This is a genomic window from Prochlorococcus sp. MIT2309, assembly GCF_059772305.1.
In genome coordinates this window covers 1,364,339-1,387,199 of sequence record NZ_CM186282.1, presented here as the reverse complement: position 1 = coordinate 1,387,199, position 22,861 = coordinate 1,364,339, and the positions used below count along the sequence as shown (strand labels likewise).

Genomic DNA, 22,861 nt, shown 5'->3' with positions numbered 1-22,861 from the left:
AAATTATCACTATCAGCTGGACAATTTTTTACAGATAGCTAGTATCAATAAAAAACTGCTAGGGTATTTAAATGTCTCAGGATAATTTAATTGAGACCTCATTTGTCATCCCGTGCCTAAATGAAGCCAGAACACTTAAAAGTGTATTAGATGTTTGTCACAATGCTGGCAAGTATTCATCTTCTTATGAAATCATTGTTGCAGACAACGGTAGCGATGATGGTTCGATAGAAATAGCTAAGTCCAATGACGCTAAGGTTATTAACGTAGAGACGCGTGGGTACGGAGCAGCATTAAAGGCTGGAATTGCAAACGCAAGAGGTAGGTTTGTTGTAATGGGAGATGCTGACTCAACATATGACTTTAGTGATTCTATTAAAATGATTGAAAATCTAAGAACTGATCAATACAGTTTAGTCATGGGTAATAGGTTTGGACGAATTGAAAAAAATGCGATGCCATTCCTCCATCGTTATTTAGGTAATCCAATTCTCACAGCTATTGGAAATACTCTTTTCGAAGCGAATGTCAATGACTTTTATTGTGGAATAAGAGCTTTCAAAAGAGAAGATATATTGAAGCTAAATCTTAAATCTAATGGAATGGAATATGCATGTGAAATGGTATTGAGATCATGCCTAGCTGGTTATAATATCTCTGAAGTTCCTGCAAAATTGAGAAAAGATCATCCAGATAGAAGCCCACACTTAAGAACATGGAGAGATGGATGGAGAACTGTCAAGTTTATGTTCTCATTTAGTCCCAAATACTCATACTTCCCACTTTCTCTTTTCTTTTGGTTTTCTTCTCTCCTACTTTTAGTTATTAACCTTTTACAAAAAGATCCATTCTCGGGAAGTAATACATTATCACTAAGTATTGTTTTATACGCCTGTGGACTTTGGACTTCATCGGAATATATAAGCTCTAGACTTTTATTAGCAACCAAAATAAGACATAGACATTCATTCTTCTCGGAACTCTTATTTCGATTTGTAAAATCTCGTTCATTTCTAGATAAGGCATTTCAACTATTTTTTATACTTTTAGTCATATCAATAAGCATAGTTATAATACTTCTCTCACAATCAGATGGTAACTTTGGTTTCTTAAATGAAAGGCCGTCTCAATTGAGCTTTTATTTTTCTATGTTTCTTGCAACTACCTCATTGTATATTTACTTAGTTGCCTCAAAAATATCTACTTTCTCATGGCTTCATGATTAATATGTTTTTGTCCAAAAATATGAATTAATCAATCAAAAGAAGATTTAAAAGCAATTTTTGGGGAATCACACAAAGAATTACCGCCAACATATGCTTCTAATCGTTTAGAAAAAATAGATAAAAATTTTAATAGAAAAAATGAAAGTACTGGAATTCTAAAGTGTTTTTTTAATGCAATATTTTGTAATTCGAAGAAGGTATGTCTTTTAATCCCGATATTAATAACCTGTCCTGAATATCTATCAATATTGCAAGCTATTTTAAATATTGATTTATAAATATCCTCAATTGTACAAGCCGTTGTCTTTGGAATATCCATAAAGAAAGTAAAAAGACTTTTAGAAGACTTATCCATTGAAGCGAGTGTATATCTAGATTTTTTTTGATCATAAATCATTCCTAGTCTTAAAATTGTATAGTTATTCGTATTGCTAGAAATTATTTTTTCTACCATAGCCTTAGCCTGACTGTAAAATGTTACGTTGGTAAGTTCGACAGTAATAGATGATATATAAATAAGATGCTCATTTGATTTAATACTCTTAGATAATTTATCATAATAATCAATTTCTTTAAGATAGCTCTCTTTAGAATCATCTCTCAAAGTCGGGCAATATGTAGCAACTTTATAAGAATTTATTTCTTCTTTGAATTGATTGCCTGAAAATATTTCCCCATCAAATTCAATTATATTATTTTGATTTTGCATTTCCATCAACCCCTTAGACAAGCCACCATACTTGCCAAGAAGTATTATCTTTTCATTTATTTTATGTAAATCTATGCTCATAAATGATTGATTTTTTGATGCCATAGATAAGCATGCCTAACAATGTCATCAATATGTTTAAATTTAGGTTCCCATCCCAAAACTTCTTGTGCTTTAGCAGAAGATGCTATTAAGACATCAGGGTCCCCTTGTCTTCTCCCACAACTTTTTGTAGATACTGATAGATTAGTAACTTTCTCAACTGATTCAATAATTTGTTTAACGGAAATTCCTGTGCCATTTCCTAAATTAAAATCTGAGCATATCTTTTTTCCGTCAATATTCTTTTCTTGTAAGTATTCCAAAGATAGAACATGTGCATCAGCGAGATCACATACATGTATATAGTCTCGAATACATGTTCCATCAGATGTATTATAGTCATTCCCAAATACATTTAATGTTTGCTTGTTATCTATTGCAGCCTTAATTGCTAAAGGAATTAAATGTGTTTCAGGTTGATGTATTTCACCTAATTTGGAATCTGGGGATGCACCTGCTGCATTGAAATAACGAAGAATAATACTTTCTAAACCATAAGCATTAGCTAAATCTCTTAGTACATTTTCAATGATCAATTTACTTTTGCCATATGGGTTTATAGGATTTTGAGGCGTGGATTCTGTAATTGGATTATCATTCGGTATTCCATAAGTAGCACAGGTACTCGAAAAAACAATTGGTATATTTATCTTTTTTTGTTTTGAATTAACAAGGTATTCATTACATAAAGTATCCAACATTTCTACAGTCTGATTAACATTATTCTTATAATATTTTAATGGGTTTCTGACCGACTCTCCAACATATGCATATGCCGCAAAATGCAAAATTCCTTCAATATAATTAGCTTCATGTATAGTTCCTTTTAAACAATTATGTGTCCCGTTAATAATACTTTTAAAAAGATCTGCATCTCCAACAGAACCAATTATCAAAGGTACTTTCAAAACATCTCTAACTATCCACTCATGTCCATAAACTAAGTTATCCAGAACTATTGGGGAGTGTCCCGCGATAAGAAGTGACCTTACAGCATGAGAGCCTATGTAACCAGCTCCCCCAGTAACTAAAACCCTCATTGCATTGATGCAGAACCAAGCACCCACACTTTCATACCTGCAGCGATAGCTGACTGAACATCAACACAACGCCGTGTATCAAAAACCCAACTTGGTTTTCTCATAACTTGAGATAATTGAATCCAATCTAAATCTTGGAATTCCGACCATTCAGTAAGAACAAGAATTGCATCCGCACCCTTTGCAGCCTCAAGGCATGATTCCGGAAAAAATATTTCCTCTCCACTTGAAGAATTCTCTTGATCATTATTGATATTATCTCGTTTCAAATCTTTTTTTATTTGAGTAGCACTTACTTTTGGATCATAAATAGCAAGCAAAGCCCCCTCATCCAAAAGGTCTTTGCAAATTCTAATTGAAGGAGACTCTCTAGTATCGTTTGTATTTGCTTTGAATGCAAAGCCAAAAATTGCTAATCGTTTCCCGTTAACTGTGCCAAACAAATTTTGCAAAACAGATCCCGCTATTCGATCTTGTTGCCAAGTATTGAGTTCAATTACTTGTTGCCAATAGTTAGCTATTTGATGCAATCCATAATGACCACAAAGATAAACTAAGTTGAGTATGTCTTTTTGGAAACAACTACCTCCAAAACCAGGTCCAGCATTCAAAAATTTGTTCCCAATACGAGAATCAGTTCCTATTGCAATTGAAACTTCTCCTATGTCAGCACCAGTGGCTTCACATATTGCCGCTATTGAATTAATTGAGGAAATTCTTTGAGCAAGAAATGCATTTGCAGTTAATTTTGATAACTCTGAACTCCATAAATTTGTGCGAATTATTTTTTCAGGTGCAACCCAGATTTCATATAAATCGGTTAAAGCTTGAATTGCTTCTGGATCATCTCCTCCGATTAGAACTCTATCTGGATTTTCTAAATCCTTTATGGCAGTTCCCTCCGATAAGAATTCTGGATTTGAAATGACTGAAAAAGTTTTTGGAGAATTTATACCTGGCAATTCTCCTTGTGAAGCAGAAAGTATTGTTTTAATAGTTTGAGCAGTTCGAACGGGTAATGTACTTTTTTCAATAACAATGGTGTGAGCCTTAGAGCATGCTGCTACTTGCCGAGCCGATGCTTCTATCCATTTCAGATCACTGGCTTGTCCAGCACCAAGTCCTTTGGTTTTAGTAGGTGTATTAACAGACAAAAATACAGCATCTGCATTAGCTATGCATTCATCTACCTTTATAGAAAAATGAAGATTTCTTCCCCTGCATCGCTGAATCACATGATCGAGACCTGGTTCATAAACTGGTAATTTTGAAAGGTCACTATCATTCCATGCAGCTATTTTTGCATTATCTAAATCAACAACATTGACTTGGATATTGGGGCACCTATCAGCTATCACTGCCATTGTTGGCCCCCCCACGTAACCCGCTCCTATGCAACAGATATTTCGTATTTGAATAGACATTACTTAATTAAAATCCCCTTAAAATAATTGATTGTAGAATCTAAACCTTTATCTAAATTAACCAGCGGTGACCAACCTAATTCTTTTTGGGCTAAATCAATCACTGGCTTACGTTGTAATGGATCGTCTTCGGGGAGAGGTCTAAAGATTAAATCAACTTGTTCATTGATTTTTGTACGAATCATTTCTGCTAATTCAACGATAGTAAACTCACCTGGATTACCTAAATTGATAGGCCCAGAATGATTACCATTCATTGCTAACATCATTCCTCGAACAAGATCATCAACGTAGCAAAAGGATCGAGTTTGAGATCCATCCCCAAAGATAGTTAAAGGTTCATTGCGTAATGCCTGAACAATAAAATTACTCACGACTCGGCCATCATCAGGGAGCATACGAGGACCATAGGTATTGAAAATTCTTATTACTCTGATATCGACATTATGCATTCTTTGATAGTCAAAACATAGGGTTTCAGCCACGCGCTTACCTTCGTCGTAACAACTTCTAATTCCCGTAGGATTTACGCACCCTCTATATGTCTCTGGCTGAGGATGAACTTGAGGATCGCCATAAACCTCACTTGTGCTAGCCAATAAAAGCCTAGCCTTAACTCTTCGGGCTAATCCCAACATATTGTACGTACCTATAAAACTTGTTTTGGCCGTTTTTATAGGGTTATTTTGATAATGAATAGGTGAAGCAGGACAAGCTAAATGCCAAATCCTATCTACTTCAAGAAGAATAGGCTGAGTTACATCATGACGAATAACCTCAAATCCAGGATGCCCAATCCATTTATTTATATTCGTTTTTCTGCCAGTGAAATAGTTATCTAGACAGATAACCTCCTCATTATTGTTTATTAATCTGTCAATTAGGTGTGAGCCTAAAAAACCTGCTCCACCAGTTACCAAGTTTCTTATAGGTTTTTTATGCATAATCTAATATTTATATAAACAGAATGGATAATATACATAGAATAATAGCACTAGATGTTTTTATTCAGTTAACTTAATAAGAATAATTTTTTAGAAAAGGTTAGCAATTAGTAAAAAGTGGCTTTTGAGATGAATTTCATGCACTTTCTTCATAAAGATCAATCAAAGAGCCCAAAGCCATTCTCAAATATTTCAATAGATAAAAATTATATATAAATTCTATTTATCCTTCATTAACTTGAATCCGACTAACTTTTGAGAGTTTCTTTTGTTATGTTTAGTAAAAAATCTTACATAAGTTTTTTTATTCAAAACAAAGCTATCTGAACTAAAATTATTTTTCTCCCAATCTGTCATTGCAGGCATACTATCGTGATTAAAATTACTGAGCAAAAAATAATCTATATCTCCATTGCATGATTTATTTGTAACTGTAATTGCTGGATAGATGGTATTTGTATTTTCTATTTCTTCGATTGCATTACAAAATACAAAATTAGTATTAATCAGAGAGCCAGACAAATCTCTTGACCATATTATTTGATTAGAGTCAGTTTTTTTGGATACTCTTGAAATTTGATCTAATCCTTTATAGTAAAAACTGGGACTGTTAGCCATAAAGTTCGAATAAAATAAAGGAACAGAAAGATTGAATAAAGAACAAAAGAGGATAACCAGAAAAATGGGAGAAAGATTTATGTTTTTAATCGAACCTAAAGTTATTTTTCTACTGTAATTAAAATATTTTCCATAGACTTCTGAGAGTAATATTAAAGTTAAAATTATCGAGGGAATAAAGCAATAGATAGAACGACTGTAAGGATCATTTTTTATATAAGCATATATTGCAAATGGTAATGGTCCTGAAAAAATAAATATATCTCTTAGATATTTCTGAATATAGGTTGTTTTAATTTGTAAGTTTTCAGTGAACAAGCCCAATAAGACAAAAGAAAATACAAGAAAAAACGAAATACCCAGGAAAAAAGGTGAAGTAAATACAATATCAAACAAGCTAATACTATTATTAAGATATCTTAGATAATTTATTGATGTTTTTATAGAATCTAGTTCTTCCCAATTAAGGCTCTTACCAGTTAAAGTAAATTTCCCTAATTCCTTATATAAAAAGAATATATATGGAGCTATTAATAGAAAAATTGGAATTATAAACGATGCTATTAATGCTATTAATTCACTTATCTTTTCTGCATAGGTTTTACTGAATCTTGAGTAAATTCGCTTTAGATGCAATAATGAAATAAAAATTGTAGAAGTATAAAATAATATTCCCTCAGGCCTTATTAAATAAGAAAAAGAGAAAAGTAAATTTGCTATTAGTAAAAATATAAATTTAAAATTTCTTGAATAAAAAAAACAAAAAAGTAAGCCTAAAAGAGAGACTGTGACAAACCAATTCTCAGATCCTATAGTAATAGTAGCAACACCAAAAATTAAAACAGGAGATAGAAAAGATAAAATAGCGGCAATATATTTTCGACTTCTAACAAGCTTGCATGATATAAATGTCAATAAAATACTATTAAAGCCTGACAAAAATATCCATTCAAATGATCTAATAATTTTAGGATATTTAAATATCAAAGATTCTAAACCAATTATCAAGGGATAGCCCGGTGGGAAATGAACATGAATTCCATCATGGACATTTTTCATTTGTGGCACTAAAACTCTAAAATCATAAATAAATCCTTTCCCAGAAAATAGATTTTGGGATAATTGAAAATAAACTATGTCATCATTATTAAAGAAGCCAAAATTAACAATGCTATATATTCTAAATAAAGTTGCAATGAAAAGCATCAAGCAGCAAAAATAAATAAATTTCTTATCGAATTTTTTATTTAAAGCCGATGACAATGCTTCCATCTTTTAAATAGATGATTTAATTTGCTTAGTATATAGTTGATTGTAATTTCAAAAAAGTAACGGGGTGTGGTTTTCCTATTATTTGAGTCAATTACTTAATATTTATGGAGAACTTTGAAATATAAATACTTCCTATCATATCAATAAATCCTATGAAAGAAAGGCAAAAAACGAGACTCACTTTTTTCATAGTGCTTAGATTTTCTAATGAAAGATAGAGATTTATCTACATGCTTTTGAAGTGATAAGGCTTTTAATTTGGTTTTGTTTCTGGTAGCAAAACCATCTACAAAAGATTTTTCCTAAGAAGCCTCCGGACACCACCCAGTTTCCAAAACTCTCTTCTTCATCCACTTCGCACACCTTTTTTTAAGATGGTTCCCTTGTGGGATTAAGCGTCTGTGGATTGATCATGAAAGCAATGTGATGCACTCAGTTGAAACATAATAATGAAAGTGCTCATAGGTCATACATACAGCGCTTCCTCTTGACCGGCTAAGTTCATCTTCGCTGAAAATTGACCATTTTTTATGGTTCTTCTGAAACTTTAGATTGGCAGTGCTTGCTTAAGATTCGCGACACAGTCAAACCCTTTACTATTAATACGATTGCACTATTAAGCTGTGCGTCCTCGCTTAGTAGGCTCGTGTCAAGCCTGTGAGCTTTATGCTCGTAAAATAAGCACCTTATCCCATGTGCTGACTTTGAGCTAACTAGTGCATTCAGACCTACAATAATGACGACATTGACTGCCATCATTATTGAGTTCATAAGATTTGAAAGATTATTGTTACTCTCGACAGACGACTTATAACTTTCACTTATTACCAACAAATTTCATGAAAAAATTATTTTCAAATGAGCGTTCAAAATGGATTTTTGCTATTGGTTTAATCGCAATAAGTACAGGTTTTATAGCTCGAAATGTGGTCTCATATCCATCGGAATGCAATACGCAAACAATGTCCTTTTTAAATCAATAGGAAACGGAGAGGGAGGGATTCGAACCCTCGACAGGAGTTACCTCCTGTAACTCCTTAGCAGGGAGCCGCTTTCAACCACTCAGCCACCTCTCCTTGGTTAGCCATTTACATACCTTATCAAGGTCTGATTTAATCCTCAAAAAAAATAATGCTTTATCAGTATCCTCAAACCACTAATCTAGGAAGCCTATTTTTAAATCCACAAAGAACTTCCCATGGTATGGAGCCTAAAAGATCACTCCAGTGCTTAGCGTTTATTGACTCTGTGCCACTTTCACCAATAAGAGTAACAGTGCTTCCAATAGAAATATTTTTGCAATCTGTTACGTCAATCACTAATTGATCCATAGCGATAGATCCCACTTGCGGAAAACGCTTGCCATCAAATAAAACTGAGATTTTGCCTGAGAGAGCTCTTGAGACACCATCGGCATAACCAATTCCTACTACCGCCAATCTTCTGTTAGTTGTAGTTCTATAAAAATGACCATATCCAACTCCTACATTTGATGGAACATCTCTGATGAGGGTAACTTTCGCCTTAACAGACATTGCCGGTTGTAGAGCATGAAAAGAATCATGGCTTCTGAAAGGGTCATAGCCATACAAACTAAGACCAACTCTGACCATGTCAAAGTGAAAATTTTCTCCCAACAAAGTGCCTGCGGAATTTGCTAAATGAAAAATCAGGGATTTACGGTCTTTAGATATTGTTCTCACAATAGTTTCGAATTTTTCACGCTGTGATTTGTTTGTAAATCCCAAAGGAGAAGAAGGATCACAATCAGCACATGCAAGATGACTATAAATTCCCTCCATGGATACATTTGGAAGCTCATCTACTCTCCCAACAAGATTCATAACCTCATTAAAATCACATCCCAATCTGGTCATGCCAGTGTCAACTTTAATATGAACAGAGAATTGTTTGTTCTCGGCTGCCGCAATATTTTGACAAAAGAGAGCTTCTCTAAACCCACTCAATGTAGGCATGAGGTCCCAATTCAGGCATATTTGTAGATCTTTTTGCTCAATTAAATTTCCTAAAACAAGAATTGGACAACTGATATTCAACGTCCGTAATTGGATACCCTCCCTAAGAGTCGCCACACCTAAACTTGTTGCGCCTCCTGATAGAGCAGCACGCGCAACAGCCTCAACTCCATGCCCGTAGCCATCAGCTTTAACGACTGCCATTAACAAACAGTCTTTCCCGATTAATTTTGTGATTATTTCTGTATTACTTTTAATTTTTTTTGAATCAACTTCAAGCCAAGCTCTTTGTTTTGGATTTATTACCTCTAACACAGGAATATCCTCTGTCAAGAAATTTTCAGCTGATCTTTCCATAGCAAATCTAATACAAGTTAATTAAAGCTCTAATTAAGAGAAGTGCACCCCCGACGAATCTCAATTAACATTGATTAGTTGAACGCGCTGGCATGGTCCAGGTTCTTGTTTTAAATGCATCATATGAACCTTTAAATATCACCAGTTGGCGTCGAGCAACTGTACTGATGTTAAAAGGAAAGGCTGTAAGTTTGGAAGAAAATCCCAACTGTAAAATCAGACCTGATACAAATTTGCCCACCGTCATTCGTTTACGGCAATTCATAAAAGTCCCATATCGAGATATTCCGTTAACTCGCAAAAACATCCTTCAACGCGACAATAATCGTTGTCAATATTGTGGATATGAAGGATCAAAGCTATCAATAGACCACGTGATGCCAAGAAGCAGAGGAGGGCCTGACTCTTGGGAAAATGTCACTACAGCTTGTCTAGCTTGTAATGTTCAAAAAGGCAATAGAACTCCTAAAGAGGCCAATATGCCCATAAAGAGAAAACCTCACAAGCCTCTTAGTAATTTGAGTTTTGAAGCAACAAAAATGATTAGTTCAGGAAAAAATAAAGAATGGGGAAAATACGTAATTGGATGGATAGCCTAATATTTAATCACTTTTCTCGGCCATTTCTTCCATTTTTTGGCTTTGTTCTTTAGCAACACAAGCATCTATCAAAAATTCCAATTGTCCAGACAAAATTGTTTCTAGCGGAAAGTTCGCACCCAACCTGTGGTCAGTCGCTCTATTGTCTTTATAGTTATAAGTTCGTATTTTTTCGCTTCTATCACCAGTACCAACTTGAGCTAATCGGGCATCCCTCTCTTTGGCATTAGCTTCAGCAATCTCTATCTCGAGTAATTTTGCTCTCAAAATCTCAAATGCTCTCTCTCGATTTTGGAGTTGTGATCTTTCTTGGGTACAAAAAACCCTAATACCAGTAGGCTTATGAAATAAATCAATTGCAGTCTCAACCTTATTTACATTTTGCCCTCCAGCTCCACCGGAACGTGCGGAACTGATTTCAATATCCGTAGGGTCAATTTGTATTTCCACTGGATCAGCTTCTGGCATAACTGCTACCGTAGCCGTGGAAGTATGAACTCTTCCTTGCGATTCAGTGGCTGGTACTCTTTGAACTCTATGAACTCCAGCTTCAAATTTCAGTTTACTGAAAACAGAATCTCCCTTAATAGAAATAATTAATTCACGAAATCCTCCTAAGTCGGCCTCAGTACAACTTATGGGTTTAACATTCCAACCAACTTTTTGCCCATAACGTTCATACATTCTGGCAAGATCACCAGCCCAAATGCATGCTTCATCTCCACCTGCTCCTGCTCGAATTTCAAGCATGACACTTTTTTGATCCCTGGGATCTTTTGGTAAAAGAGCAATTGTAATCCTATTGATTAATTCACATTTTAATTTTTCTAATCTGGCAACTTCTTCTTGGGCAAGTATCTCCATATCTTTATCATCTCTACTATCTTTACAAAGAATTTTTGCTTCATTTAGTTCCTTTTCAGAATTTTTTAAAGCTTCATAATCAAGTACCAATGGTTCAAGTCTAGAACGTTCTCTGGCAATATTTTCAAGTTTTTTCGGATCAGAAGCAACATCAGGATCTGCTAATTGCAATTCCAAATTTTTGAAACTTCTCTCTGCTGTTTCAAGTCTTGTATTGAGGGTCGAGGAATCAATACCCATCAAAATCGCTCATCATGAGTTTTGTGGTCTTTCGTATTTTATATATTCTATGATTCAGAGTCTTTAGATTTTTCAGGAGCATTCTTCTTAGTATTTTTTGAATTATCAGAACTAGATGACATGCCATATTTGCGCATGAATCTATCAACTCGCCCTTCTGTATCAAGAATTTTCTGGGTTCCTGTAAAGAAAGGATGGTTACCACTCCAGACATCAACATGTAGTTCCTTCTGAGTAGAACCGGTAGTCATTACGACTTCACCATTGCAAATAACTTTTGCATCGGGGAACCATTCAGGATGAATATTTGATTTAGGCATGTGAGTAAAAAATTAACTGAGGGTTAACGCTTGGAGAACTGAGGCGCCTTACGAGCCTTTTTCAATCCGTATTTACGGCGTTCTTTTGCTCTGGGATCTCTACTAAGATGACCTTCGATTTTTAGTGGTTTACGATTGTCAATTGAAAGTTCACACAGAGCTCGAGCAGCGCCTTGCTTAATAGCATCAGATTGTCCAGTTAATCCACCTCCATAAACATTGACCAAGAGATCGTAAGAATCAGCTAATCCAAGTGTTTCTAAAGGAGATTTTACAGCTGACAAATATGCAGGATTGAAATTTAGATAATGGTCACCGGGTCTACCATTTATAGTTATTGATCCTTTTCCAGGAACCAATCTTACTCTTGCCACTGAAGTTTTCCTTCTTCCAGTGCCCCAGTAGACGACTTGTTTTGTGAGAGAACTGTTCATTGATCGGATGCGGTATTAGCGAATTCAATAACCTGAGGTTGTTGAGCTGAGTGGGGATGGTCAGAACCCCTATATACCTTAAGTTTTCTAAACAACTGCCTACCAAGTGCGTTGTGAGGCAACATACCCTTGATGGCTGTCTCTAAAATTCTTTCAGGGATGCGTTTCTGAAGTGCATTAAACTTTTCTACTTTCATGCCACCTGGACGCCCTGAATGACGTCGATAAAGCTTCTGTTCGGATTTGTTGCCACTAACGTGTACTTTCTCCGCATTTATTATGACCACAAAATCACCCGTATCCATATGTGGAGTGAAGCTTGGTTTGTTTTTACCACGCAAAATGGAAGCGACCTCAGTGGCTAATCTGCCAAGTGTCTGATTCTCTGCATCAACAAGAAACCATTGTCGATCGATTGAATCTATTTTTGGAATTGTTGTCTTGTTCATCGTCCCCGGCAACCCGGTTATGTATCCCCACTATTAAATGTAGGGCTTGAATAGAAACTCCCAGACTCAATACTATCTGAAGAGACTCGAAATACTATTTTACACAAAGAATGACCAAATGAATAAATTTCCCTAAGGCATTTCAGGTGAATCAATTCCAGAAAGCTTGAATTTAGGGAAAGTATCAAACCAAGATGATTCTGAAAAAACAAAGTCACTGTAGCCAGCACGAATTAAACAAAGACCATGAGCTGGAGCAGACTCGCGAACTTGTGAACGAAGACAATTTCTCCAGCGATTTTCAAATTCATCTAAATCAAGCCTATGTTCCCCTATTGCTACTAATTGACCAACTAGGAGTCTTACCATCCCATAGAGAAATCCACTTGCTTGAACATCGATGCTTATTAAATCTCCTGTTCTCTCCAATTCAACCTCTTGAATAGTTGTCCAAGAATGAGACCTGTTACTTCCAGCTTTTTGAAAAGCAGCAAAATCATGAAATCCATGTAACTGACTCAATCCTATCTTCATAAGTTTTTCATCCAAACGATAACTATATCTGTGCCAACTCCATTTTTCCAGGAAAAGATTTGGTGACCTCCCATTAAAAATTGTGTATCTATACCTTCTATAAATTGCGGAATGGCATGCATGCCAATCTTGGGGCATTAAAACTGACTCCCTAACCCTTATGGAACTTGGCAACCTCCCATTAAGAGCTTTCGCCCACCTTTTTGGTGGGATATGTCCTGTGCTATCGAAATGGATCACTTGACCAGCGGCATGCACACCAGCATCAGTCCTGCCAGCTGCTATGGCTTTTACTGGCCTATGTGGATCAAGTTCAGCAATTACTCTTTCGATTATTTCTTGAACACTCTTTGATGATTTTTGTTTTTGCCAACCACTGTATTCACTTCCATCGTATTGAACACAAATAGCTATTCTTCTAAGTAGATTATTTTTCTTTTCTCCTGACAAAACAGACATTTTTTGACTGGAGAAAATTATTCAAAAATTTTATTTTTCTAAACGAGTTCAATAATTGCCATTTCTGCATTATCTCCGCGTCTGGGAACAGTACGAACAATTCTCGTATAGCCACCATTCCTTTCTCCATATCTCTCCTGAGCTTTATCAAAAAGAGCATGGACAAGTTGCTTGTCATATATGAAGCCAATTGCTTTTCTCCTTGCTGACAAACTTCCATCTTTGGCAAGGGTAATCATTTTCTCAGCTTCATCCCTTATGGCCTTAGCCTTGGCCTTTGTTGTTGTAACACGACCTTCTCTAATGAGTTGTGTAGTCAAACCACGCAGAAGAGCTTTTCTCTGATCTGCCGGCCTACCTAATTTTGGAACTCGAAGTTGATGTCTCATCGTTTTTAATATTCTTGAACTAAAAAGTAATTTAACCGGAGGTTCTGCTTTGAGGAATAGTAATGCCTATTCTCTCAAGAGCTTCAATTACTTCATCAGCAGACTTAGAGCCAAAGTTTTTAATCTCTAGCAAGTCTTCGTAACTAAAGCCCATCAAATCAGAAACAGAGTTGACTTGGGCTCTCTTCAAGCAATTGTATGCCCTGACAGAGAGGTTGAGCTCCTCTAGTGGAATTTGAGCTTCTGCCGAGGGCTCAGGCTCTTGGGGAACTTCCTCAACCATGGTAACTGTTGCCAATGGTTGAAATAGCTCAATCAACTGATTGGCAGCCTCTGCAAGTGCATCATCAGGAGTGGTTGATCCATCCGTAACAATTTCCATTCGCAACCTTTCTCTTGTTGATCCGCCCTCAGCAACAGCAGTTTCGTCAATTGTAAAATTCACTCTTTGTATTGGCATAAAAACTGCGTCGATCTGCAAAAGATCAATTGCGGTTGTTTCTTCATTAAATCTGTCTACGGGTCTATAACCAACTCCTCTCTCAACATGCAATTCAAGCTCTAAATTGTGCCCTTCATTAACAGTGGCTATTGGCCTTTCTCCATCGACAATATCAACTTGAGATGAGAATTGTATGTCCTGTGCTTTTACTTCAGCAGGACCTGAAACAACCAAACGTCCAATTTCAAGTTCCTCACTGCGACTATTCACAGAAAGTTGTTTGCAATTTAAGAGTATGTCGAGAACATCTTCTCTTACTCCTGGGATTGTTGCATATTCGTGATTTATGCCGGCAATGCGTACGGCAGTGACGGCACTACCTTCAAGTCCTCCCATAAGAACCCTTCTCAAAGAGTTTCCAAGGGTTGTGGCTTGACCTCTTTCAAGAGGTCCTATTAAAAAAACACCTGTCTGAGAGCGGTCATTTGAGACTTGGTGCTCGATTCGATCAATCTGGTATGGCAACGGTCTAAGAAGTAGAGAAAAAAAGAATAAGGATCCACAAAATGTGAATTAGTTCAAACGCGTCTGCGCTTAGGCCTCCTACAACCATTGTGTGGCAGTGGAGTGACATCACGAATTAAGGTGATTTCAAGTCCGGCTACTTGCAAAGCTCTAATAGCAGTTTCTCTGCCAGAGCCAGGTCCCCTTACGAGAACTTCTATCTGACGCATCCCCTGCTCAAGAGCCTTGCGCGCCGCCGCTTCTGCAGCCGTTTGGGCAGCGAACGGGGTACCTTTTCTAGCGCCTTTGAAACCACTTGCACCGGCTGAAGACCAAGAAATGACTTGCCCTGAAGTATCAGTGATGGAGACGATTGTGTTATTAAAGGTACTTTGAATATGCACTACGCCATTGGGGACGTTGCGCTTTACCTTTTTAGAACCAGTTTTCTTTGTTGTTGTGGCCATATTTTTGGGCCTTTTTTGTAAAGATCAGTAATGAATAGATAAGCAATTTATTTTGCTATTTCTTTCTGCCAGCGACAGTTTTGCGAGAGCCTCGACGAGTACGAGCATTAGTTCGTGTTCGTTGTCCACGAACAGGCAAGCTCATTCTGTGACGTCGGCCTCTAACGCAACCGATGTCCTGCAATCGCTTTAAAGCCATACCTTCCTGACGCCGAAGATCACCTTCAAGTGTGAAATCTTCGGTTGCCATTCTGAGCTTTTGCACATCACCATCATCAAGATCTTTCACACGGGTATCAGGATTTACTCCTGTATTCCCAAGGATGGTTTTGGCTCTTGTTAAGCCGATACCATAGATATATGTGAGGGCGACTTCAACTCGCTTGTCGCGAGGTATGTCGATGCCTGCAATCCGTGCCACTGAGCTATTAAAAAAAAGAATGAGAGTTTGATAACCACCTTTGTTGGATGTGGGTGGTGCTTAAACCTCATATATATTAGGGAACCCTGATATGTATGAGGTTTAGATTTGCATCTTGGGGAGTTAGCCCTGACGCTGTTTGTGCTTCTGAGTCGCAGTACAAATGACCATGACCTTGCCGTGGCGTCGAATAACCCGGCACTTTTCACACATTTTCTTGACTGATGCTCGCACCTTCATAATGGTGTGGCTCTAATAAATACCAAACATAAATACTACTACATCGTTCAATTTAAGACTTCTTTGATTTTTTGAGAAACTAATTTGATCTCTTGATCTCCATTAACAGACAATAGAAGATCCTTATCGTTGTAATAATCAATCAGGGGGGCCGTTTGGTTCCTATAAACTTTTAACCTATTTCTAATTGTTTCTTCAGTATCGTCATCTCTTCCTCGATCTAAGAGCCTACTAACAAGAATTTCATCATCAATTTCAATAAGAAGAACAGCTTCGATATCTTGATTAATATCACTAAGAAGAGGTTCTAATGATATTGCTTGATTCAAATTCCTTGGGAAGCCATCAAGAAGCCATCCACATGATTTACCTGTCAAATTTTTTTTGACCAGTTCCAAAACGATATCGTCACCAACTAATTCTCCTTTGTTCATTATTTTTTCTGCTTTTTGCCCAAGAGAGGTACCCGAAGAAACTTCTTTCCTTAAAAGGTCGCCTGTTGAAAGATGAAGAAAATTATTCTCATCACAAAGTATTGTCGCCTGAGTCCCTTTACCAGCGCCGGGAGGGCCAAGAAAAAGTATTCGATCTTTCATATCTCAAATTCAAAATTTCTTGAACTTTAGAATCCTCACTGTCTAACAAGACCCTCATATCTTTGGGAGATGACATAAGTTTGAACCTGTTTAGCTGTGTCTATAGCCACACCAACAAGTATTAACAGAGAAGTTGCTCCAAGCCCTTGAAAAGTTTGAACATTTGTAGCTCTCTCAACCGCAGCGGGAATGATTGCGACAGATCCCAAAAAAAGTCCTCCAAGAAGTGTCAATCTATTTTGAACACCTGATAAATAGTTAGCTGTAGCACTGCCAGGTCGAACACCAGGTATCGCAACTCCTCCTCTTTTGAGATTGGCTGAGATATCGACTGGATTAATGGTTAATGATGCATAAAAATAAGCAAATCCCAATATCAAAGCGAAAAAGGTTAGGGCATATGGCCAAGGATTAGAAGCACTTGGATTAAGAGATCCAGCAAAATTTATTAGTATTGGATTCTTAGTAATGTTGGCGATAGTAATTGGAAGAAATATAAGTGCAGAGGCAAAAATTATTGGCATAACACCACCAGCATTGAGTTTTAGGGGCAAGTAACTTTGTCTGCTTGGTAGCAATGCTGTTCCACCAATCTGTCTTTTAGCGCTAACTATGGGGATTCTTCGAGCACCCTCTTGTACAAAAATTATTCCAACAATTGTCAATAGAAAAACAACCAATAAAACAATAATTCCAACGACATCACCTCTATCGCCAGTCTGCGCTTTTTCAATTGTTGAACTTAAAGCCTTTGGAAGAGTTGCAACTATGTTTAAAAAAATAACCAAGGAAGCTCCTTGTCCAATCCCTTTATCAGTAATAATTTCACTAAGCCACATAACGACCATAGATCCTGTGACAAGAGCAAGAGAAGTTTGGATTACAAAAGTTGATTCACTCAAGCTTTCAATTGCATAATTTTTTAGAACAAGAGAAAAAACAATACTTTGAGCAAACCCCCATCCCAATGCAACATATCTAGTTATTTGAGAAATTTTTCTTCTTCCTGCTTCCCCTTCGTTTTTTTGTAAATCTTCAAGCTGAGGCAGTGCCGCAGTTAGTAACTGGATAATTATCGATGCATTGATAAAAGGGAGAATACCCAATGCAAAGACACCTAATGTTGATATTCCTCCACCAGTGAAAATATCCAAAAAACCAATTAATTGACCACCTTGCTCAATAAATGATTTGAATGCCTCTCTATCAATTCCCGGGAGAGGAATATATATTCCGAGCCTTACAAGAAGTAAAAGTGCAAGTGTTGTTAAGACTCTGCCTCTGAGTTCTTTATTTACTAAAAGCTGAGTAACAACCTCCCCAGCGCTTGGATTGCGGCCTCGACTTACTAGCATAAAGGGAGAATTGGGAAGGTTTAATTTTTAGCTAAAGAGCAGTGAATAAACACACAGCATGTCTATATAAAAGATATTAGTAAATTTCACAAGTTCCACCAGCAGATTCAATTTTATTTTTAGCTGATTGTGTAAAAGCTGCCGCTTGAACTGTTAATTTTACTTTTAAATCTCCTTCCCCAAGAACCTTTAATTGATGCTTAGGGTTGTTTAAGATTTTTTCTTTAACTAAATAATCCAAATTAACAACTGTACCTTCTTCAATTTCAGCTAATTGGGAGACGTTGATTATTGAAAAAAACTTTTGATTGATTATTTCAAAATGCTTTTGCTTAGGCACCCTTCTATAAAGAGGCATTTGCCCACCTTCAAAACCAGGTCTTGTAGGTCTTCCTGAACGTGATTTTTGACCTCTCATACCAAAACCACAGCTTGCTCCTTGGCCAGCAGCAATTCCTCTCCCTTTTCTTAATTTGCGTTTTCGTGCCCCTTTATTGGGCGCGAGAGATTCGAGTGTTGGTTTCATTGATTTCAGGAGTAAATCTGTTCAAGAGAAATTCCTCTCTCTTTGGCAGTTGCCTTGTGGGTTCTTAATTCTGATAAAGCTACCATTGCAGCCCTTGCATTATTCAAGGGAGTTTTACTCCCAAGGCGTTTTGCCAAGACATTTTTAATACCGGCTAATTCTAAAACAGTACGTATTGAACCACCAGCAATTACACCTGTTCCAGGCGCAGCAGGACGAATTAATACGCTTGCAGCACCATCACGCCCATTAGAGATCGTAGGTATTGAACTGTTTCTGGTCAGTGGAACTCTTACAAGGTGCTTTTTACCATCTGCGACTCCCTTTCTTACTGCACCTATAACATCACCAGCTTTACCGACACCAACACCAACTTGACCTCGTTCATTCCCAACAACAATAATTGCCCTGAAACTCATTTTTTTACCGCCTTTAACAGTTTTTGAGACTCTTCTTATTTGAACAACTCTCTCCTGCCACTCGGAGTCTCTTTCCTGCCCACGCCTATCGCCACGTCGGCCTCTTCGTTCACCTCCGCGTCCACCTCGGCGTTGCTCTTTTTGCCCCTCGGAGGAACCTTTGTTATTCCCTCCACCAGAGGTGTCACTATTCTTTGGTTGTGTTTTTGTTTCAGTCATAGTTTTTGTAAAAGAGTCAGAACTCGAGACCAGCTCCTCGGGCGGCTTCCGCTAGAGCTTTAACTCTACCGTGGTAAATGTTACCTCCTCGATCAAAAACGACTTGTTGAATCCCTTTTGCCAAGGCTCTCTGAGCTACTAATTCGCCAACAGCAGTTGATGCATCGCAATTACTGCCATTGGTTTTTTTTGATTTTATATCTTTATCAAGCGTAGATGCTGAACAAAGAGTGCTCTGTGATTCATCATCTATGACTTGAGCATAAATGTGGTTATTGGATCTAAAGACAGCCAAGCGAGGGCGAGCATTTGAACCTGCAAGATTTTTGCGGAGTCTTCTGTGTCTTTTTTGTGTTTGTTGTTTTCTGGAAAGATTTGTCATTTTTTAATATTGGAAGAGATTTGATTTATTATTATTTCTTGCCAGATTTACCGGCTTTTCTGATTATTCTCTCGCCCTCGAATTTTATACCCTTGCCCTTATATGGTTCGGGTGGGCGAATCGCTCTAATCTTTGCGGCTTCATTACCAACAAGTTCTTTGTCAACTCCCGAAACAGTAACGTTCGTGTTGTTTTCAACTTTAAAAGTTATTCCCTCAGGGGGAATAACTTCTACAGGATGACTATAGCCAGCACTAACTACAAGATTTTTCCCTTTAACTTGCGCTCTTGATCCGACTCCAACTATCTCTAATTTTCTTGAGTAACCATTGGTAACACCTTCCACCATATTTGAAACAAGACTTCTGCAAAGTCCATGTCTTTCTCTAGATGTTCTTTTGTCGTTTGATGGTGATATGAGGATTTGATTTTTCTCATGAGTGACAATCACTCCCTGAGGAAGAGTGCGGCTCAACTCCCCTTTAGGGCCCTTAACGGTCAAGGACAAGCCCTCAAGAGTCACAGCAACTTTGTCTGGAACAAGAATAGGTTTTTTACCAATGCGAGACATAATTAGAAATTGTTATTAATAGACGTAACAGAGGACTTCTCCTCCGACACCTTGTTTTCGAGCATCACGATCACTCATGACACCTTTTGAGGTGGAGACAATTGCAACACCTAAACCACCTAAAATTTTAGGAAGGCCTCTGGTATTTTTATATATTCTCAGACCTGGCTTACTAACCCTTTGCATTGATCTGATGATTGGGTGGCGATGTTTTCCACTGTATTTCAATTCAAGTATTAATTGTTTTTTAATACCTTCTCCTTCCTCACTTATATCTGCAATGAACCCCTCTTTTTGAAGGACCTTAGCGATACTATGAGACATCCTTGAAGCAGGAATACGAGTTTTTTGATGTCTTTTCTCACTTGCATTACGAATGCGGGTGAGCATGTCTGAGATTGGATCGTGATTAGCCATGTTTTACATTTATGGGTCAATTACTACGGAAGGGCATTCCCATCTCACTTAAGAGAGCTTTACCTTCTGCATCGGAGCGAGCACTGGTAACAATTGTTATGTCCATGCCTCTAATTGAGTCAACCTTATCGAAGGAAACTTCAGGGAAAATAAGCTGTTCCTTGACGCCTATGGTGTAATTACCTCGACCATCAAAACTTTTAGGACTGACCCCTCGGAAATCTCTTATCCGAGGCAAAGCTAAATTAATGAATCTCTCAAGGAAGGCATACATCCTGTCCCCCCTCAAAGTTACGGCGCAACCAATGGGCATTCCTTGTCGTATTTTAAATCCTGCAATTGCTTTCTTTGCTCTAGTGACAAGAGCTTTTTGTCCTGTGATTGTAGCCATCTCAGCCAAAGATGCCTCAAGCGCTTTTGAATTAGAAGCGGCTTCCCCAAGACCTCTATTGACGGTGACTTTGGTTACTTGAGGGACTTGATGAACATTTTTTAAACCAAGATCTTTTTGAAGCTTTGGTCTAATGGTTTCTCTAAAACGCTTTTTGAGGGACATAGTTTTGAGTGGAAGGCGGCTGAGATAGATCTAACAGGAATAAAATCGACGTTTTTTTCAGCAATGTGACCATTACTGATAGAACAGGGGAATTAATCAATCAATTCTCCTGTTCGTTTAAGTCGTCGTTTCTTGGTTCCATCTTTTTCAACAAAAATTTCTACCCGACTAGCTACTTTTTTAGCTGTTGAGTACACCATTACATTGGAAGCATGCAAAGAGGCTTCAACAGTCTCGATTTTTCCACTCTCTCCTTCTTGCTGAGGCTTAATGTGTTTTGTCCGAAGATTGATACCCTGAACTACAACTCGATTTTCAGTGGGAATTGTTTTTAGCACTTCCCCTGTTTTACCTTTATCTTTACCATTAATCACTTGTACGGTATCTCCCTTGCGGATCTTCATTTTGATCCGTTGGGATGATTTATTGGAATTGTATTTTTGAGGTGTATTTAACATCTAGATAACCTCCGGAGCAAGTGAGACAATTTTAGTGAAATTTTTATCTCTTAGTTCACGGGCAACAGGTCCAAAAACTCTTGTTCCCCTGGGATTTTTATCATCATTAATTAAAACCGCTGCGTTATCGTCGAATCGAATTGAATTACCAGTTTCACGTCGCATAGTTGCTTTTGTTCTAACAACTACGGCTCTTACTACATCGGATTTTTTGACTCCCATATTAGGCATTGCATCTTTAACAGCAGCTACTATGACATCCCCAACATGAGCATATCTTCGGTTAGAGCCCAGTACTCTTATACATTGAAGTCTTTTTGCACCACTGTTGTCTGCAACGGTCAAGTACGTTTCTTGTTGAATCATTTTGCTGCCTCCCTAGATTTCATCCCTTTTGAGAGAACGTCTGCAACTGCCCACCTTTTATGAGCACTCATTGGTCGAGTCTCCTTAATGCGAACTCGATCACCGACCATGCAGTTATTCTCTGCATCATGGGCTTTATATCGTGTTGTGCGACTAACAGTTTTCTGGTAAAGCGGGTGAGGGAAACGGTTCTCAACAGCCACTACAACTGTTTTATCCATCTTGTCGCTCACAACAGTGCCAATTCGTTCCTTTAGTGCCATTTTTTTAATTTAATCAAGATGAGGTTGAACTTTTTCGCTCTGACATAACAGTCAGAAGCTGCGCTAATTCAACGCGAGCTTCTTTAAAGCGATGGGTATTGTTGAGTTGTCGAGTTGCTTGCTTAAAACGAAGGTCAAAAAGCTCTCTACGGATCTCATCAATTTTTGTTGTGATGTCGGAATCGGTGAGTTTACGCACCTCTTCAGTTTTGGATTTAGCCATGGTCAAGACTCCTGGGTGGCTTTGGAGGCATCAGAAGCATCATTTCCCCTTGGGAGTTCAGGAGGATCCTCCAATGCGAGGAATGTGGTTTTTATTGGAAGCTTGTATTGAGCAAGTCGCATAGCCTCCCTCGCGATTGTTTCTGTAATCTCCTCTCCGCCCATCTCGAAAAGAATTCTTCCAGGCTTGACTACTGCCACCCAGAATTCAGGGTTACCTTTACCAGAACCCATCCTGGTCTCAGCTGCTCTCATAGTGACAGGCTTGTCAGGAAAAATTCTTATCCAGATTTGACCACCACGTTTTACATAGCGTGTCATAGCTCTTCTACTAGCCTCAATTTGCCTGGATGTGATCCACCCGCACTCTTGTGCTTGTAGAGCGAATTGGCCGAAAGCAATTTTATTGCCTCGTGTAGCAACGCCACGCATGCGGCCTCTTTGTTGCTTTCTGAACTTTGTGCGTTTTGGACTAAGCATG

31 protein-coding genes and 1 tRNA gene are annotated in these 22,861 nt (G+C 37.7%); 2 read left to right on the top strand and 30 right to left on the bottom strand.

Annotated elements, in window-relative coordinates; translation table 11 throughout:
- Positions 1–71 precede the first annotated feature (71 nt).
- Positions 72–1,226, top strand: coding sequence for a glycosyltransferase family 2 protein (locus AC6EJA_RS07575; protein WP_498502050.1), 1,155 nt, complete (start codon positions 72–74; stop codon positions 1,224–1,226).
- A gap of 28 nt (positions 1,227–1,254) precedes the next feature.
- On the opposite strand, the gene AC6EJA_RS07570 is transcribed toward AC6EJA_RS07575, so the two are convergent.
- The 7 genes from AC6EJA_RS07570 to alr form a co-directional block, all read right to left on the bottom strand.
- Complete coding sequence (locus tag AC6EJA_RS07570) at positions 1,255–2,040, bottom strand: Rossmann-fold NAD(P)-binding domain-containing protein (RefSeq protein WP_498502049.1); 786 nt, start codon at positions 2,038–2,040, stop codon at positions 1,255–1,257.
- Entirely contained in the window at positions 2,013–3,077 is a 1,065-nt protein-coding gene (galE, locus tag AC6EJA_RS07565; protein ID WP_498502048.1) for a UDP-glucose 4-epimerase GalE, read from the bottom strand. The genes AC6EJA_RS07570 and galE overlap by 28 nt, the downstream gene beginning before the upstream one ends.
- Positions 3,074–4,501 carry a nucleotide sugar dehydrogenase gene (locus AC6EJA_RS07560; RefSeq protein WP_498502047.1) on the bottom strand — a complete coding sequence of 476 codons (1,428 nt, stop codon included), beginning with the start codon at positions 4,499–4,501 and terminating at the stop codon, positions 3,074–3,076. Before AC6EJA_RS07560 ends, galE begins: the two co-directional genes overlap by 4 nt.
- Complete coding sequence (locus AC6EJA_RS07555; protein WP_498502046.1) at positions 4,501–5,445, bottom strand: UDP-glucuronic acid decarboxylase family protein; 945 nt, start codon at positions 5,443–5,445, stop codon at positions 4,501–4,503. The genes AC6EJA_RS07560 and AC6EJA_RS07555 overlap by 1 nt, the downstream gene beginning before the upstream one ends.
- A 219-nt stretch (positions 5,446–5,664) precedes the next feature.
- Entirely contained in the window at positions 5,665–7,122 is a 1,458-nt protein-coding gene (locus AC6EJA_RS07550) for a hypothetical protein (protein WP_498502045.1), read from the bottom strand.
- A 1,200-nt stretch (positions 7,123–8,322) separates the two neighbouring features.
- Positions 8,323–8,411, bottom strand: a tRNA-Ser gene (locus tag AC6EJA_RS07545).
- 72 nt (positions 8,412–8,483) lie between these two features.
- Complete coding sequence (gene alr / locus AC6EJA_RS07540; RefSeq protein WP_498502044.1) at positions 8,484–9,668, bottom strand: alanine racemase; 1,185 nt, start codon at positions 9,666–9,668, stop codon at positions 8,484–8,486.
- 92 nt (positions 9,669–9,760) lie between these two features.
- Between alr and AC6EJA_RS07535 the strand changes: the two genes are divergently transcribed.
- Positions 9,761–10,267: an HNH endonuclease gene (locus tag AC6EJA_RS07535; protein WP_498502043.1), complete on the top strand. Its 507-nt coding sequence runs from the start codon at positions 9,761–9,763 to the stop codon at positions 10,265–10,267.
- Positions 10,268–10,270: 3 nt separating this feature from the next.
- Here AC6EJA_RS07535 and prfA read toward each other — a convergent pair whose 3' ends face one another.
- From prfA to rplP, 23 genes are all read right to left on the bottom strand, one after another.
- Positions 10,271–11,371, bottom strand: coding sequence for a peptide chain release factor 1 (gene prfA, locus AC6EJA_RS07530; RefSeq protein WP_498502042.1), 1,101 nt, complete (start codon positions 11,369–11,371; stop codon positions 10,271–10,273).
- A 47-nt stretch (positions 11,372–11,418) separates the two neighbouring features.
- Complete coding sequence (gene rpmE / locus AC6EJA_RS07525) at positions 11,419–11,691, bottom strand: 50S ribosomal protein L31 (protein ID WP_498502041.1); 273 nt, start codon at positions 11,689–11,691, stop codon at positions 11,419–11,421.
- 23 nt (positions 11,692–11,714) lie between these two features.
- The gene (gene rpsI / locus AC6EJA_RS07520) at positions 11,715–12,125 is read right to left on the bottom strand and encodes a 30S ribosomal protein S9 (protein WP_498502040.1); all 411 of its coding nucleotides are present in this window, start codon (positions 12,123–12,125) and stop codon (positions 11,715–11,717) included.
- Positions 12,122–12,574: a 50S ribosomal protein L13 gene (gene rplM, locus AC6EJA_RS07515; protein WP_498502039.1), complete on the bottom strand. Its 453-nt coding sequence runs from the start codon at positions 12,572–12,574 to the stop codon at positions 12,122–12,124. The genes rpsI and rplM overlap by 4 nt, the downstream gene beginning before the upstream one ends.
- A gap of 132 nt (positions 12,575–12,706) precedes the next feature.
- On the bottom strand, positions 12,707–13,567 hold the full coding sequence (truA, locus tag AC6EJA_RS07510; RefSeq protein WP_498502038.1) for a tRNA pseudouridine(38-40) synthase TruA: 861 nt from the start codon (positions 13,565–13,567) through the stop codon (positions 12,707–12,709).
- 38 nt (positions 13,568–13,605) lie between these two features.
- A complete protein-coding gene (rplQ, locus tag AC6EJA_RS07505; protein ID WP_498502037.1) occupies positions 13,606–13,956 on the bottom strand; it encodes a 50S ribosomal protein L17 in 351 nt (116 codons plus the stop codon).
- A gap of 31 nt (positions 13,957–13,987) precedes the next feature.
- Positions 13,988–14,923 carry a DNA-directed RNA polymerase subunit alpha gene (locus AC6EJA_RS07500; protein ID WP_498502036.1) on the bottom strand — a complete coding sequence of 312 codons (936 nt, stop codon included), beginning with the start codon at positions 14,921–14,923 and terminating at the stop codon, positions 13,988–13,990.
- Between the two features lie 53 nt (positions 14,924–14,976).
- Positions 14,977–15,369 (bottom strand): 30S ribosomal protein S11, encoded by a 393-nt coding sequence (rpsK, locus tag AC6EJA_RS07495; RefSeq protein WP_498502035.1) that lies wholly within the window; start codon positions 15,367–15,369, stop codon positions 14,977–14,979.
- Between the two features lie 55 nt (positions 15,370–15,424).
- Positions 15,425–15,790, bottom strand: coding sequence for a 30S ribosomal protein S13 (gene rpsM, locus AC6EJA_RS07490; RefSeq protein WP_498502034.1), 366 nt, complete (start codon positions 15,788–15,790; stop codon positions 15,425–15,427).
- Positions 15,791–15,913: 123 nt separating this feature from the next.
- Positions 15,914–16,030 (bottom strand): 50S ribosomal protein L36, encoded by a 117-nt coding sequence (rpmJ, locus tag AC6EJA_RS07485; RefSeq protein ID WP_072013244.1) that lies wholly within the window; start codon positions 16,028–16,030, stop codon positions 15,914–15,916.
- Between the two features lie 47 nt (positions 16,031–16,077).
- Positions 16,078–16,626 carry an adenylate kinase gene (locus tag AC6EJA_RS07480; protein WP_498502033.1) on the bottom strand — a complete coding sequence of 183 codons (549 nt, stop codon included), beginning with the start codon at positions 16,624–16,626 and terminating at the stop codon, positions 16,078–16,080.
- A 35-nt stretch (positions 16,627–16,661) separates the two neighbouring features.
- On the bottom strand, positions 16,662–17,981 hold the full coding sequence (gene secY / locus AC6EJA_RS07475) for a preprotein translocase subunit SecY (protein ID WP_498502032.1): 1,320 nt from the start codon (positions 17,979–17,981) through the stop codon (positions 16,662–16,664).
- 76 nt (positions 17,982–18,057) lie between these two features.
- Complete coding sequence (gene rplO, locus AC6EJA_RS07470; RefSeq protein WP_498502031.1) at positions 18,058–18,507, bottom strand: 50S ribosomal protein L15; 450 nt, start codon at positions 18,505–18,507, stop codon at positions 18,058–18,060.
- A 5-nt stretch (positions 18,508–18,512) separates the two neighbouring features.
- On the bottom strand, positions 18,513–19,145 hold the full coding sequence (rpsE, locus tag AC6EJA_RS07465; protein ID WP_498502030.1) for a 30S ribosomal protein S5: 633 nt from the start codon (positions 19,143–19,145) through the stop codon (positions 18,513–18,515).
- Positions 19,146–19,161: 16 nt separating this feature from the next.
- Complete coding sequence (gene rplR, locus AC6EJA_RS07460; protein WP_498502029.1) at positions 19,162–19,527, bottom strand: 50S ribosomal protein L18; 366 nt, start codon at positions 19,525–19,527, stop codon at positions 19,162–19,164.
- A gap of 31 nt (positions 19,528–19,558) precedes the next feature.
- Complete coding sequence (rplF, locus tag AC6EJA_RS07455) at positions 19,559–20,098, bottom strand: 50S ribosomal protein L6 (protein ID WP_498502028.1); 540 nt, start codon at positions 20,096–20,098, stop codon at positions 19,559–19,561.
- 15 nt (positions 20,099–20,113) lie between these two features.
- Positions 20,114–20,515: a 30S ribosomal protein S8 gene (gene rpsH / locus AC6EJA_RS07450; RefSeq protein ID WP_498502027.1), complete on the bottom strand. Its 402-nt coding sequence runs from the start codon at positions 20,513–20,515 to the stop codon at positions 20,114–20,116.
- A gap of 16 nt (positions 20,516–20,531) precedes the next feature.
- The gene (rplE, locus tag AC6EJA_RS07445; RefSeq protein ID WP_498502026.1) at positions 20,532–21,071 is read right to left on the bottom strand and encodes a 50S ribosomal protein L5; all 540 of its coding nucleotides are present in this window, start codon (positions 21,069–21,071) and stop codon (positions 20,532–20,534) included.
- Positions 21,072–21,163: 92 nt separating this feature from the next.
- Positions 21,164–21,475 (bottom strand): 50S ribosomal protein L24, encoded by a 312-nt coding sequence (rplX, locus tag AC6EJA_RS07440; protein WP_498502025.1) that lies wholly within the window; start codon positions 21,473–21,475, stop codon positions 21,164–21,166.
- Between the two features lie 54 nt (positions 21,476–21,529).
- A complete protein-coding gene (rplN, locus tag AC6EJA_RS07435) occupies positions 21,530–21,895 on the bottom strand; it encodes a 50S ribosomal protein L14 (RefSeq protein ID WP_498502024.1) in 366 nt (121 codons plus the stop codon).
- Complete coding sequence (gene rpsQ / locus AC6EJA_RS07430; protein WP_498502023.1) at positions 21,892–22,158, bottom strand: 30S ribosomal protein S17; 267 nt, start codon at positions 22,156–22,158, stop codon at positions 21,892–21,894. Before rpsQ ends, rplN begins: the two co-directional genes overlap by 4 nt.
- A 13-nt stretch (positions 22,159–22,171) precedes the next feature.
- Complete coding sequence (rpmC, locus tag AC6EJA_RS07425; RefSeq protein WP_498502022.1) at positions 22,172–22,381, bottom strand: 50S ribosomal protein L29; 210 nt, start codon at positions 22,379–22,381, stop codon at positions 22,172–22,174.
- A gap of 2 nt (positions 22,382–22,383) precedes the next feature.
- Entirely contained in the window at positions 22,384–22,860 is a 477-nt protein-coding gene (gene rplP, locus AC6EJA_RS07420; RefSeq protein ID WP_498502021.1) for a 50S ribosomal protein L16, read from the bottom strand.
- Position 22,861 lies beyond the last annotated feature (1 nt).

Coding starts and splice junctions, on each gene's coding strand:
- AC6EJA_RS07575 (WP_498502050.1), top strand. CDS start 72: ATGTCTCAGGATAATTTAATTGAGACCTCATTTGTCATCCCGTGCCTA.
- AC6EJA_RS07570 (WP_498502049.1), bottom strand. CDS start 2,040: ATGGCATCAAAAAATCAATCATTTATGAGCATAGATTTACATAAAATA.
- galE (WP_498502048.1), bottom strand. CDS start 3,077: ATGAGGGTTTTAGTTACTGGGGGAGCTGGTTACATAGGCTCTCATGCT.
- AC6EJA_RS07560 (WP_498502047.1), bottom strand. CDS start 4,501: ATGTCTATTCAAATACGAAATATCTGTTGCATAGGAGCGGGTTACGTG.
- AC6EJA_RS07555 (WP_498502046.1), bottom strand. CDS start 5,445: ATGCATAAAAAACCTATAAGAAACTTGGTAACTGGTGGAGCAGGTTTT.
- AC6EJA_RS07550 (WP_498502045.1), bottom strand. CDS start 7,122: ATGAAAAATGTCCATGATGGAATTCATGTTCATTTCCCACCGGGCTAT.
- alr (WP_498502044.1), bottom strand. CDS start 9,668: ATGGAAAGATCAGCTGAAAATTTCTTGACAGAGGATATTCCTGTGTTA.
- AC6EJA_RS07535 (WP_498502043.1), top strand. CDS start 9,761: ATGGTCCAGGTTCTTGTTTTAAATGCATCATATGAACCTTTAAATATC.
- prfA (WP_498502042.1), bottom strand. CDS start 11,371: ATGGGTATTGATTCCTCGACCCTCAATACAAGACTTGAAACAGCAGAG.
- rpmE (WP_498502041.1), bottom strand. CDS start 11,691: ATGCCTAAATCAAATATTCATCCTGAATGGTTCCCCGATGCAAAAGTT.
- rpsI (WP_498502040.1), bottom strand. CDS start 12,125: ATGAACAGTTCTCTCACAAAACAAGTCGTCTACTGGGGCACTGGAAGA.
- rplM (WP_498502039.1), bottom strand. CDS start 12,574: ATGAACAAGACAACAATTCCAAAAATAGATTCAATCGATCGACAATGG.
- truA (WP_498502038.1), bottom strand. CDS start 13,567: ATGTCTGTTTTGTCAGGAGAAAAGAAAAATAATCTACTTAGAAGAATA.
- rplQ (WP_498502037.1), bottom strand. CDS start 13,956: ATGAGACATCAACTTCGAGTTCCAAAATTAGGTAGGCCGGCAGATCAG.
- rpsK (WP_498502035.1), bottom strand. CDS start 15,369: ATGGCCACAACAACAAAGAAAACTGGTTCTAAAAAGGTAAAGCGCAAC.
- rpmJ (WP_072013244.1), bottom strand. CDS start 16,030: ATGAAGGTGCGAGCATCAGTCAAGAAAATGTGTGAAAAGTGCCGGGTT.
- AC6EJA_RS07480 (WP_498502033.1), bottom strand. CDS start 16,626: ATGAAAGATCGAATACTTTTTCTTGGCCCTCCCGGCGCTGGTAAAGGG.
- secY (WP_498502032.1), bottom strand. CDS start 17,981: ATGCTAGTAAGTCGAGGCCGCAATCCAAGCGCTGGGGAGGTTGTTACT.
- rplO (WP_498502031.1), bottom strand. CDS start 18,507: ATGAAACCAACACTCGAATCTCTCGCGCCCAATAAAGGGGCACGAAAA.
- rpsE (WP_498502030.1), bottom strand. CDS start 19,145: ATGACTGAAACAAAAACACAACCAAAGAATAGTGACACCTCTGGTGGA.
- rplR (WP_498502029.1), bottom strand. CDS start 19,527: ATGACAAATCTTTCCAGAAAACAACAAACACAAAAAAGACACAGAAGA.
- rplF (WP_498502028.1), bottom strand. CDS start 20,098: ATGTCTCGCATTGGTAAAAAACCTATTCTTGTTCCAGACAAAGTTGCT.
- rpsH (WP_498502027.1), bottom strand. CDS start 20,515: ATGGCTAATCACGATCCAATCTCAGACATGCTCACCCGCATTCGTAAT.
- rplE (WP_498502026.1), bottom strand. CDS start 21,071: ATGTCCCTCAAAAAGCGTTTTAGAGAAACCATTAGACCAAAGCTTCAA.
- rplX (WP_498502025.1), bottom strand. CDS start 21,475: ATGAAGATCCGCAAGGGAGATACCGTACAAGTGATTAATGGTAAAGAT.
- rplN (WP_498502024.1), bottom strand. CDS start 21,895: ATGATTCAACAAGAAACGTACTTGACCGTTGCAGACAACAGTGGTGCA.
- rpsQ (WP_498502023.1), bottom strand. CDS start 22,158: ATGGCACTAAAGGAACGAATTGGCACTGTTGTGAGCGACAAGATGGAT.
- rpmC (WP_498502022.1), bottom strand. CDS start 22,381: ATGGCTAAATCCAAAACTGAAGAGGTGCGTAAACTCACCGATTCCGAC.
- rplP (WP_498502021.1), bottom strand. CDS start 22,860: ATGCTTAGTCCAAAACGCACAAAGTTCAGAAAGCAACAAAGAGGCCGC.